Source organism: Hymenobacter bucti (genome assembly GCF_042681145.1).
GTDB classification, from domain to species: domain Bacteria; phylum Bacteroidota; class Bacteroidia; order Cytophagales; family Hymenobacteraceae; genus Hymenobacter; species Hymenobacter bucti.
The window spans coordinates 437,263-445,921 of record NZ_JBHUFD010000003.1 but is presented as its reverse complement, the minus strand read 5'-3'; the positions used below and the strand labels follow the sequence as shown (position 1 = coordinate 445,921).

Genomic DNA, 8,659 nt, shown 5'->3' with positions numbered 1-8,659 from the left:
TTTTTGGGGCCTTACTGGCCGATGCGCTGGCGCTAAGCGAGCCCGCCCGGCGGCCGCGGCAGGCGGCCCCCGGCGCTCCCGCTGCTGCTCCGCTGGCTGGCGAAGCGGCCGGGCAGCTGATGGCGCAGTACCTACAAACGGGGCTGGCCGCCCCGGCCGGCCAGTTGGCTGCGGCCCTCAGTACGCTGCTGCGGCCGGCCCACGCGGCGGCGCTGGCGCGGCTGCGGCCCTACCTGAGCGTGCCCACCGCGCGGCAGCGGCTGGTGGACAGCTTATCGCAAAAGCAGTTTTGGAGCTTGCTGCGGCAGTTGCGGCCCACTGGCTACCCGCCACTAGCCGCGGCGGCCCGCGACTGGCAGCGCCTGCTCGCCCTCGGGCTGGTGCAGGCCGGCACCGGGCCGGGCGGCCTCTGGGCGGAGGTGCTGGCCGTGGCCGCTACCCCGACGGGCGCCGCCCAGCCCCTGGCCCTGGCCCAGCGCCTGTTACAGCTGGAAAGCGCGCTGACCAAGCAGCCGGCTGCCCAAACCGTGCGGCGCCTAATACAATCCGCAGCCCGGCAGCTCGGCCCCCACCGCAGGCCATTGCTCGCGCTGCTGGCCACGCAACTGCCGCTGGCCGCGCCCCCAGCTGGCCGGCCCAGCACCCGCCCGCCCACCAAGGCCGCTAGCGACACCGCCCCCGGCTCCCGGCCGACTACAACTACCACACCTAATGTCACGCCCACTTCCTTGCGCCCCAGACCCCTTCCCCCCGAGCCCGAGCCCGACGAAACGGCCTATATCGCCAATGCCGGGCTGGTGCTGCTGTGGCCATTTTTTACCATGCTGTTTGAGCGGCTAGGCTACCTGGTGCAGCGGCAGTTTGGGGAGGCGGCCACGGCCGACCGGGCGGCGCACCTGCTGCAATTTCTCGTGACGAGCGAAGAAAACTCTCCCGAATATCACCTGGTGCTGAACAAGCTGCTGTGCGGGGTGGCGCCGGCGCACCCGCTGCCCCGCGCCGTGCCCCTCACGGCGGCGGAGAAAACCACCGGCGAAGGCCTACTCGGGGCCGCCCTAGGGCAGTGGGCAGTGCTAAAAAACACCAGCATCGCGGGGCTGCGCGAAACGTTTTTGCAGCGCCCCGGCAAGCTTACCTGGCACCCCGACCGGGTAGCGCTCACCGTCGAAACTAAAACCGTGGACATCCTGCTCGACCAGTGCCCGTGGTCTATCGCCCTCATCAAACTACCCTGGATGGCCCTGCCGCTGTACGTAACATGGAGATAGTCAACCCCACCCTCGGCGAAACGCTGGCCGCCGAACTAGACTGGCTCGCGGCGGTGCTCGAGGCCCGCTTCAACCTGCATTTTGGGCTGGGCGACGCGGTGGCCGCGCTCAGCAAAAAGGCGCTGCCTGCCCCCGACCTGCACCAGGCCACCAATGCCTATGCCGAGCACACCCGGCACCTGAGCTGGCCCGAGCGCCTGGTGCTGGCCCTGGCCCTGGCCCCGCACCTGCGCCCGCAGGCGCTGGACTTGTTTTTTACCCGCAACAGTGCCTACGACCGGCCATTCACTGAGTTTGGGGGCCTCAAGGGCAAGCACCACCCGGGCTTTTTGCCCTCGGGCGAAACGGCTTTGTTTGTGCTGGCGGGCAGCGACCTAGCCCGCCGCCAGCGCTACCAGGCCCGCCTCTGGAGCAGCTCGCGGCTGGCCAAGGCCCGCCTGGTGCAGCTCGAAGCCGCCGAGCCCGGCGAGCCCGCCCTGAGCGGGGCCCTCACGGTGCCGCCTGAGGCCCTGGCCCACCTCACCACCGGCAAGCGCCTGCGGCCCCAGTACCGCGCCGATTTTCCGGCCCAGCGCATCAGCACGCCCCTCAAGTGGGCCGACCTGGTGCTCGACCACCCGGTGCTGGAGCAGCTGGCGGAGCTAAAAACCTGGCTCCGGCACCAGGATGAGATTTTGCAGCACCCGCACCTGCGCCGCCACCTCAAGCCCGGCTACCGGGCCTTGTTCTACGGCCCGCCCGGCACCGGCAAAACCCTCACCGCCTGCCTTCTGGGCAAGAGTACCCGGCCGCGGCACCAGGTGTACCGGGTCGATAGTTCGATGCTGGTATCCAAGTACATCGGCGAGACGGAGAAGAACCTGGCCCACGTGTTTGACACGGCCGAGCGCCGCCGCTGGATTCTGTTTTTTGACGAAGCCGATGCCCTCTTTGGCAAGCGCAGCACCGGCAGCACCGCCAACGACCGCCACGCCAACCAGGAAGTGGCCTACCTGCTCCAGCGCATCGAGGATTTTCCGGGCGTTATCATCTTGGCCTCCAACCTCAAAGGCAACCTGGACGAGGCCTTCGCGCGGCGCTTTCAGGCTATGGTGCGCTTTCCCCTGCCGGGCCCGGCCGAGCGCCTGCGCCTGTGGCAGGCCGCTTTCGCCCCCTCGCCCGAGGCCGCCCCGGAGGCAACATTCAGCCTGGCCGCTGACGTGCAGTTCGAAGAGCTTGCCGAGAAATATCAGCTCACCGGCGGCGCCATCCTCAACGTGCTGCGCTACTGCGTACTGCTGGGCTTGCGCCACCGCCGCCCCATCACCCTAGGCGAGCTGCAGCTCGGGATTCAGCGCGAACTGGCCAAGGAGGGCAAAACCACCTAGCGGCCGGGTACCAAACCGGCTGCTACCTACGCCCAGCAAGCACTAAACCAGCCTTCTGAACCCTTTGCTAAGCTGGCTATTACACCAGCTTGGGCTTACCGCAACTTCTGCCGTTATTTACCGGACTGCGGCGGTTTTCGGACCGCGGCAGCCCTGCTCTTACTTCTTCCTTACTATGAGAACACGTTACTTTTTTTTGCTGCCGCTGTTCGGGAGCCTGGCTTTTATGGGCTGCCAGGCGGGGCCACCGGCCGCGGCGGCCCCGCCGGCCCGGCCCGGCAGCCCCGCCCTGACCACGGCCCCGCGCTACACCCTGCGGCCGGGCCGGCTCGTGGTGGGCTGGTTTCCGTACTCGCTGCCCGCCAGCACCTACGGGCAGTATAATTATTCCTTGCTTTCGCACCTGGTCTACACCGGCAGCCGGGCCACCGACGAGGGCTTGCTGGAGCTACCCGCCAGCCAGCCGGCCGCCCTGGTCAAAACCGTTCACCAGGCCAATAAGCGCTGCCAGGTGCTGCTCAGCGTCAGTTACCGGCAGCCCGCGGCGGGGCCAGTGCTTTTCGACAGTGCCCGCCAGGATGCCCGCCGCCAGCTAGTGAGCGCCATTGTGGCGCAGGTAAAAGCCGCCGGGGCCGATGGCGTAAACCTAGATTTTGCCTTTCGCGCCGCCGTTGCTCGCCCCTCGGCGATGATAACGCCCGCTCGCTCGGGGGCCGTGAAGGCGCCCGCTCGCCGGGCGGCCTCCCGTACGGCAGCCCGCCCGGCGGGGTCGCTTCCCGCCGCTGCCGCCCCGGCCGGCACCAAGCAGCAGCAGGCGGCCACGCTGCAAAAGCTGGCCAGCGACCTGGCCACGGAGCAAGAAAGCGTGCAGGACGATAAGGCCTTGCTGGCTACCGTGCAGGCCGCCCGCAAAACCCGGGAGTTTACCCTGGCGCCGGGCCCCAACGACCCGGCCGGCACTCCCAAGCAGCGCAAAGCCGCCCTAGGCACCGGTTGGGCCAGCTACCGGCAACAGGTAGCGGCCTACCACCGCAATCTAGGTACCGCCCTAAAAGCCCACGACCAGGTGCGCACCGACAGCCTGGAGCTGTTGAAAGGCCCGCAAAAGATGACCCTCAAAAACCTGCTGGCCAAGTTAGATGGTGATATTAAGGAGGCGTTTGCCCGGTATCAGGCCGATATCCTGAGTCGGCGGCAAGCCTACTATGCGCAGCTGGCGGCCGTGCGGGCCAAGGCCCCGGCCCTAGCCCAGGTGCGCGAAAGCCTGCGCAAAGACAGCCTACTCCTGGTTTTTGATACGCAGGGCACGAAAGCCTTTAGCAAGTTTGCCGCGGGCGTGACGCGCCGCAAGCAGGCGCTCGAGAAAAAGGAAATTACTTATAAAGCCCGTCAGCAGGCGTTCCAACGCGCTTTTCCGACCCCACCGGCCACGCTGTCCAGCTTTGTGCAGCTGTTGGTGAGCGCCCTGCGCCAGGGCAACCCGGCCGCCACGGTGGCCCTGAGCGTGCCCGCCCACGACAGCGCCCGCACGTATGCCGACCTGCGCGAAGTGGCGGCGCTGGTGCAGTTGGTCGTGCTGAAGCCCGCTGGCAGCTCCGCCGACTCGCCCACGGCCTGGCAAAGCACGCTGACTACGGCCCGGCACTATTATCAACGCAGCGGCATTCGGCATGATAGCCTGATAGCCACGTTTTTGCCGCCCATTGCGGTGGCCGACTCGGCCGAGCGGGCGGCGCAGTACCACTGGGCCGGCCAGCGCGTGGGGGGCGTGGCGCTGCCAGCGCCCGACTACGGCGTAGCTGCCGGCAGCGTGGCCCGCGCCCTGGTGAGCGCGGGCCTGGTGCAAGCCCCGCCCAAGCCCGCGCCGCTGCCTTGGCTGCGGCTGTCGCCGCGGCAGCAGGTGCTGCTGTCGGTGGTGGCGGTGCTGCTGGGGGCAGTGCTACTGGGTTTTGTGGTGGCGGCAGTGGGCCAGCTGCCCCAGATAGTACCCTTTCCGGCGCGGCTGGGCCGGGCTATCTTGCTGACAGGGTTGCTCTTTGCGCTGGTCAGCACTTACCTGGTGGCGCTGCGCCACCCGTATAATTACACCAGTGTGCTGTACTGGCTGGTCGGGCTGGGGGTAATGCTGGCCGGCGTATTCATCGGCTGCCCCCGCCGGCCCCGGTACCTGCCCTAGGTGGCAGCGAGGGCTAGACGGCCGGCCCGAGCTTGGTCAGCGCCTTGGCCACCAGCCTGCCCAGGTAGCAGCCCGCGGCTATTGCCAGGTAAAGCAGCCCCTGCTGATGAAGCGGCACGGGCAGTACCTGCTGCCACGCCTCGGTCAACAACGGCGACGCGCCCCGGAAGTGCCACACCGCCCATGCCAGGGGTACCGACGCGCCCAAAATGCCCACCAGCCACAGTATTTCGTGCGGTACTTTCTGCTGTAGCCACTGAACCTCCGGCAATTTAGCTGTCATAAACAAGTAAGCTAAGTAATTTTCGGCCGCCCAGGGCATTAGAGCTGAGCCGACAGCATTTTTCGCATCGGATAGCGGGTCGCTCAACGCGGTTTCGGAGCTAGTAGAGTTGCTAAGCCGTAGCGTAAGCTTTGTAGTTCGCGTCCGCCAGCGAACAGCCAGACGGACGCAAACTACAAAGCTTACACTACTGACTATCAGCGCTAAAACCGAGCTATTCTTGACCTAGGGAGAAGCGCGGACCTGACCCAGCTAAGCTTTTTTTAGTGCGCCAAGCAGGTTTTTGCGCATGTAGGCCGCGCTCTGCGCGATGCTCTGGTAGGCATCGAGGGAGAAATTCTCCTGCTCCATTACCGCGTGCTTGAGCCCGGCGGTGCCGGCGTAGGCCATTATTTTGCGGTAGTCAATCGAGCCGCTGCCCACTTCGGTGTTCAGGTCGGGCTTGGCCTTGTCCATGTCCTTGACGTGCCAGAGCGGGAAGCGCTTGGGGTGGGCCTGCATCAGCTTGATGGGGTCTTGGCCAGCGCGCACCACCCAGTAAATATCCATCTCAAAATCAACAAGTTTAGGGTCGGTTTCCTTCAGCATCACGTCGTAGAGCGTGGTGCCGCCGATGGGCTTAAACTCAAAGTCGTGGTTGTGGTACCCTAGGCGCAGGCCCGCGCTTTTGCACCGCGCGCCGGCCTTGTTGAGCTTGGCCGCGATGGCCCGGAAGTCGGCGGGCGTGGCCCGCAGCTTCTCATCCAGATACGGCACGATAACATACTGCTGGCCGCAGGCTTTGGCCGCCGCAATGGTAGTGTCGAGCAGCGCCTCGTTGCCCTCGCGCAGGTAGGCGCCCAGGTCGTAGTGCCCGCTGGGCGTGGTGAGACCATTGCCCGCAAGCACGGCCTTGAACTCGGTGGGCTTCAGGCCCCAATAGTGCTTTTCGGGGCTGTAGCCGTAGGTTTCCACTTCCTGATAGCCGGCTTTTGCTACTTTGGCCAGCACCCCTTTCGCATCCTGGCCGATGTAGTCGCGCAGGCTATACAATTGGATGCCAGCTTTATAGGCCACGGGCGCGGCGAGTAGTAATTCGGGCTGCACGCAAGCGGCGGCGGCCAGTAAGCCAACTTGCTTTACAAAATCGCGGCGGTGAGTCATGGTTGGGGGAGAGGGGTGAAAGAGGTAGAAAAGAGTGTATGGGGCAGCCTAGAGAAGCAAAATAAGCGCTGACCAGCAGCGTATTACACGTTCTGCTTTTTCGATTCGCGCACGGCGTGGTCTACGGCGCGGGCCGTGAGGGCCATGTAGGTCAGCGACGGGTTTTGGGTGGAGGTCGAGGTCATGCAGGCGCCATCGGTCACGTACACGTTGGGGCAGGCATGGAGCTGGTTCCAGCGGTTGAGCAGCGACGTTTTGGGGTCGTGGCCCATGCGCACGCCGCCCATCTCGTGGATATCAAGGCCCGGCGCCTGGTGCGAGTCCTGGGCCTGAATATTGGTGAAGCCCGCCTGCGTGTACATATCGGTAAACTGCTCGAAGAAGTCTTTCTTCATCTTCGCATCGTTGTCGTCGTAATCAATTGACACCGAGAGCAACGGCATCCCCCACTCATCCTTACGCGTGGGGTCGAGGCGCACGTAGTTGGTTTCCTTCGGGATGGTCTCGCCCATCATGCCCGAATGCACCGTCCAGGGACCTAGGGCCGGGCGCTCGAGTTGCTGCTTGAGGCCGGCGCCCAGGCCGTGCGCGGGCCGCGCCAAGCCGCGCGACGCGCCGAAGTTGGTGGCGTAGCCGCGCAAAAAATCGGTTTCCTGCTTGAACACGTTGCGGAAGCGCGGCAGGTAGCCGCCGCCCGCCGGGTTGCGCCCGTCGGTGGTCAGGTCCTTGAGGCCCTCGTACTCGGCATGCACCCGGGCGCTGTAGTTGTGAAACGCCACGTACTTGCCCAGCACTCCGCTGTCGTTACCTAGGCCGTTGGGGAAGCGGTGCGAGGTCGAGTTGAGCAGCAACAGGTTGGTATTCAAAGCACCCGCATTTACAAAAATTACGGGCGCGTAGTATTCCGTGGTGGCTTTGGTGTGGGTGTCGATGACCCGAATGCCCGTAGCCCGGTTCTTTTGCTCGTCGTAGAGAATGGTTTGCACCACCAAATCGGGCTTGAGCGTGAGGTGGCCCGACTTCATCGCCCAGGGCAGGGTCGAGGAGTTGCTGCTGAAATAGCCGCCAAACGGGCAGCCCCGCTGGCACAGCGTCCGGTTCTGGCACTGCACTCGGCCCTGCTCATAATGAATGGGTTGCGGCTTCGACAAGTGGGCGCAGCGCGCGCTGATGACGTGGCGGTCGGGGTGGCTTTTCTGGAGCTGCACCCGAAAATGGTCCTCCACCGCGTTGAGCGGGAAGCCCGGCATAAACTCGCCATCGGGCAGCGCGGGCAGCCCGTCGGAGTTGCCGCTGATGCCCGCAAATTTCTCCACGTGGCTGTACCAGGGCGCCAGGTCGTCGTAGCCGATGGGCCACGGCACGGCAAAGCCGTCGCGGGCCGGACCCTCAAAATCGTATTTGCTCCAGCGCTGGGTTTGGCGGGCCCAGAGCAGCGACTTGCCGCCCACTTGGTAGCCCCGAATCCAGTCAAACGGCTTTTCCTGCACGTAGGGGTGCTCGGCGTCCTTCACCACAAAGTGCATGGCGTCCTCCTTGAACACGTAGCAGCGGCTCGCGATGGGGTTGGCCTCCTGCACCGCGAGTGGCACCTTGCCGTTGTGCGGAAATTCCCAGGGGTTGAGGTTAGTGGTTGGGTAGTCTTTGTTGTGCTCCACCTGGCGCCCGCGCTCCACCACCAGCGTCTTCAAACCGTGGCCGGTCAGCTCCTTGGCGGCCCAGCCGCCGCTCATGCCCGAACCAATGACGATGGCGTCGAAGGTGCGCTCCTTTACGCTGTCGATATTAAGATTGGCCATGATGCGGAACTGCTAAATTTACCTTACTCACTGGATAGTGCCCATTGTAGCGGCCCGGCACCAGGTCATAGAGTACTTCCCTGGTCATGAAGTACTTGCTGTTGGTGTAGCCATCCACGGCCAGCTGCCGCACGATGCGGTAGAAGCCCCCTAGGTCCGCCGAAAAGTCGGCGGGCTGCTGGTCGAGGTGCAGCAGCAGCGCCGCCCGCTGGGGCGGGGTACTGGCCACAAAGGAGTGCCCCTGCTGCCGCTGCGCGGCCGCATCGAGATGCCCCAGGCCCGCCACGAAAACCTGCTGTTCCTTGGCGGGAGTGCAGTCTTTCAGCATCTTCAGCACGTACTGGGCCAGCCCTAGGTCCTTGGCGCCCGGCGTATCGGTGCGGGGAATGATGGTTTCGCACACCTCGGCCACCAGCTGCCGCTGGCTGGCCGTGAGGGCGGCGACTGGGGAGGGCGGCGCCGCCTGCGCCTGCTCCTTGGTTTGGGAGAGGCAACCGGGCAGCACGGCGGCCGCTCCGGCCAGCCACGCCACGTGTTTAAGAGCTATGCGCCGATTCATTGAGAGCAGGTGGGAAAAGGTAGAGCGTGCAAAATACAGCTTTTTAGCCTAAGGCAACGCAGCA

7 protein-coding genes are annotated in these 8,659 nt (G+C 65.1%); 3 read left to right on the top strand and 4 right to left on the bottom strand.

The features are described from left to right. The 3 genes from ACFSDX_RS09550 to ACFSDX_RS09540 form a co-directional block, all read left to right on the top strand. On the top strand, positions 1–1,268 hold a 1,268-nt coding region (locus tag ACFSDX_RS09550; RefSeq protein WP_382313123.1), incomplete at its 5' end, for a contractile injection system tape measure protein. Further along, complete coding sequence (locus ACFSDX_RS09545; protein ID WP_382313122.1) at positions 1,259–2,635, top strand: ATP-binding protein; 1,377 nt, start codon at positions 1,259–1,261, stop codon at positions 2,633–2,635. The genes ACFSDX_RS09550 and ACFSDX_RS09545, both read left to right, overlap by 10 nt. Positions 2,636–2,810: 175 nt before the next feature. Continuing rightward, a complete protein-coding gene (locus ACFSDX_RS09540) occupies positions 2,811–4,811 on the top strand; it encodes a hypothetical protein (protein ID WP_382313121.1) in 2,001 nt (666 codons plus the stop codon). Between the two features lie 13 nt (positions 4,812–4,824). Here ACFSDX_RS09540 and ACFSDX_RS09535 read toward each other — a convergent pair whose 3' ends face one another. The 4 genes from ACFSDX_RS09535 to ACFSDX_RS09520 all read right to left on the bottom strand — a co-directional run bounded on the left by ACFSDX_RS09535 (position 4,825) and on the right by ACFSDX_RS09520 (position 8,595). After that, positions 4,825–5,094, bottom strand: a complete 270-nt coding sequence (locus ACFSDX_RS09535; protein ID WP_382313120.1) for a hypothetical protein — start codon at positions 5,092–5,094, stop codon at positions 4,825–4,827. Positions 5,095–5,346: 252 nt separating this feature from the next. Then, positions 5,347–6,237: a sugar phosphate isomerase/epimerase family protein gene (locus tag ACFSDX_RS09530; RefSeq protein WP_382313119.1), complete on the bottom strand. Its 891-nt coding sequence runs from the start codon at positions 6,235–6,237 to the stop codon at positions 5,347–5,349. A gap of 83 nt (positions 6,238–6,320) precedes the next feature. Further along, the gene (locus tag ACFSDX_RS09525) at positions 6,321–8,036 is read right to left on the bottom strand and encodes a GMC oxidoreductase (protein WP_382313118.1); all 1,716 of its coding nucleotides are present in this window, start codon (positions 8,034–8,036) and stop codon (positions 6,321–6,323) included. Then, complete coding sequence (locus ACFSDX_RS09520) at positions 8,023–8,595, bottom strand: gluconate 2-dehydrogenase subunit 3 family protein (protein ID WP_382313116.1); 573 nt, start codon at positions 8,593–8,595, stop codon at positions 8,023–8,025. The genes ACFSDX_RS09525 and ACFSDX_RS09520 overlap by 14 nt, the downstream gene beginning before the upstream one ends. Positions 8,596–8,659 lie beyond the last annotated feature (64 nt).